2 protein-coding genes and 1 pseudogene are annotated in these 2468 nt (G+C 67.7%); 2 read left to right on the top strand and 1 reads right to left on the bottom strand.

Features of this window, described 5'->3' with window-relative positions; all coding sequences use genetic code 11:
- Positions 1-109: 109 nt before the first annotated feature.
- Complete coding sequence (locus ACFXBC_RS12710; RefSeq protein ID WP_385022573.1) at positions 110-439, bottom strand: (2Fe-2S)-binding protein; 330 nt, start codon at positions 437-439, stop codon at positions 110-112.
- A 357-nt stretch (positions 440-796) separates the two neighbouring features.
- Here ACFXBC_RS12710 and ACFXBC_RS12705 point away from each other — a divergent pair, with 357 nt between their 5' ends.
- The gene (locus ACFXBC_RS12705; RefSeq protein ID WP_385022570.1) at positions 797-1759 is read left to right on the top strand and encodes a helix-turn-helix transcriptional regulator; all 963 of its coding nucleotides are present in this window, start codon (positions 797-799) and stop codon (positions 1757-1759) included.
- Positions 1760-1953: 194 nt separating this feature from the next.
- Positions 1954-2468 (top strand): annotated as a pseudogene (locus tag ACFXBC_RS12700) (hypothetical protein); the annotation flags it as partial.

The following is a 2468-nucleotide window of genomic DNA, read 5'->3' as shown; positions in this document are numbered from 1 at the left end:
TCGCCGCGCGCCCCCCCCCACCCCCCCCCGCCCCCCCCTCCGAGCGCCCGCGCCCCCCCCGCTGTGTGGGGGAAGCACCTGAGCGATCTGTTACGACGGGGGAATCGCGTCAGGCACTGCGGGGGATAGCTGTGGTCGGCTCGGCGTCGAACAACTGGTGGTCACGCCGGTCGAGGTTGACGAACACCATGCCGTAACGGATGGCACAGCGAACAGGCTGTGGGGCGCCGCGGGGCTTGCGCAGGCAGCGGTAGGCGCGGACGTCACCGTCGTCGCCGCCGTCCTCGCGTACGACGAGGATCGGCTCACCGAACAGGGTGACCATCAACGAGTCACCACGGTGCGGAATCGCCGTGACGAGGTCGATGAAATGCCACCCGGAGCGGTAGGCGACGGCCATCTCGCGCTGGAACACTCTGTCGTCCGGTGGGACGGTCATGCGCTTGCCGAGCCGGTAGTCGCCGGTGCCACGCCCCAGCCCAGGTCGAGCGGAGCCGCAGCGTGCACACTTCCCCAGCCGAGATCCGAAGGAGCGGCGGCGGCCTGCGCACTGCCCCACCCAAGATCTGCAGCACTGACTGCGCCGAAAAGCACAGCTGCGGAGAAGACTGCCGCAAGCACCGAGCGAAGCATTTTCTTCTTCATAGTGGGCTTCGTCCTCACTTGATGTGTTCCTCTCCCCCGCGTTCCTAGACGATGGCTCATTCAGGCACGTCAACGCCACAGGGACGATGCATCATGTTCCTGCACATTCATGTTCCTGGGGGGTGGAGAATTGACCACAAGCTACGCAAACATGACACATCCTCACTCCATTACCGAACTTTGCGACGAGGGTGCGCGGCTTTACGCCAGCGCACTGAGCCTCGGCAAGATCCCGCGCAGTGAGGTGGGCCCCGCCCCGTGTCTACTGGAGTTCGCGCTGCTCCACCCCGACCCCGACGATGCGGGCTGGCTCCGCCCGGTCCCGCCGTCGGCCGCGCTCACACAGCGTCTCCACCCGATCGAACGGGAGATCCGGGACCGCAGACGCCGCTCGGTGGAACTGACAGACACTTTCGAGCCGTTCATGACCATCAGCGCGCAGAACCCGCCGCCCACCCACGCCATCACGGTGCTGGAGGGGTTCGGAAGGATCAACGCCGCTCTCGATCTGGCGACCGCCGCGTGTGAGACGGAGGTGCTGACGATCCAGCCGGGGGGCGCCCGCAGCGAGCACGAACTCACTCAGGCACTGGAGCGCGGCAGGCCCCTGCTCGACCGTGGCATCAGCATGCGCACGCTGTACCAGCACACGGTCAGGCACAGCCGCGGCACTCTCGCGTACGTGGAGCTCGTCGCCGACGGGAAGGTGGAGATCCGCACACTCGAAGAGCTCATAGAGCGCTTGATGATCTTCGACCACACCGTGGCGTTCATCCCGGCCACCGATGACCGCCAGATCGCCCTGGAACTGCGCCACCCGGGGATGGTCGAGTACCTCGTCAAGGTCTTCGAGCAGTTCTGGAGACGCGGTGTACCGCTCCAGGACCAGATCCCGTACCACCCCAACCCCGAAGGGATATCCGGTGTACGGCTGTCCATCGCGCAACTGCTCGTGGAGGGACACGTCGACGAGGCCATCGCCCGCCGGCTCGGAATGAACGTCCGCACCTGTCGTGCGCACATAGCGAAGCTCAGCTCGGCGCTCGGCAGCAACAGCAGGGCCCAACTCGGCTATCTGATCGCGCAGTCCGGCATTCTGGAGCAGGGAAGCTGAACTCTGCCTCCGCACATACGGGCCGTCCCGCAGCTCTCCGCGCCGCACCGGTACATCCACCACAGGCAACGATTCTGGTGGGCCCGCGATGACAGGAACACCCTCAACTTGCTGCTGTGCAGCTTGATGAGGGGGGTGCGACGCCTCTTCCGCCGGGCTACCGTCAAGATCCGGAGTCCGGAGAGGGGAAGCAGGTGACGGAACCCGAGCCACAGCACACACATGGTGTGGAGGAGCTGTGCGAGACGGGCAGCCGGATTTACGCGGAAGCCCTGAAGCAGCGCCGCATCGAGCGCGCGGCCGCGGACGCGGCTCCCTGCCTCATCGACCTGGGGCTCCTGCACCCGGACCCGGACGACATGGGAACCCTGCTTCCCACTCCCCCCTCACTGGCGCTCCACTCGATACTCCGCGACATCGAGACGGAGATCCACACGCGCCGTTCGCGGGAGGTGAGGATCGCCGAGGTCCTGGAACGGTTCGTGGCGGCCGACACCGCCGGTACATCCGCGGACGGCCCCGGGATCGTGGTGCTGGAGGGCTTCACCCGTATCAACACGGCGATCGACCGCGCCAACGTCGACTGCCGCACCGAGATGATGTGCATCCAGCCCGGCCCGGGGGGGGGCGCGCGCCCGCCCCGCCCCCGCCCCACCCCCAGGGCGCCCGCCGCGCGCGGGGCCCCCGCGGCGCGCGCCCCCCCGCGCCC

The organism is Streptomyces sp. NPDC059398, assembly GCF_042751845.1.
Lineage (GTDB): Bacteria > Actinomycetota > Actinomycetes > Streptomycetales > Streptomycetaceae > Streptomyces.
This window is presented reverse-complemented; position numbering and strand designations above follow the sequence as displayed.

Coding starts and splice junctions, on each gene's coding strand:
- ACFXBC_RS12705 (WP_385022570.1), top strand. CDS start 797: ATGACACATCCTCACTCCATTACCGAACTTTGCGACGAGGGTGCGCGG.
- ACFXBC_RS12710 (WP_385022573.1), bottom strand. CDS start 439: ATGACCGTCCCACCGGACGACAGAGTGTTCCAGCGCGAGATGGCCGTC.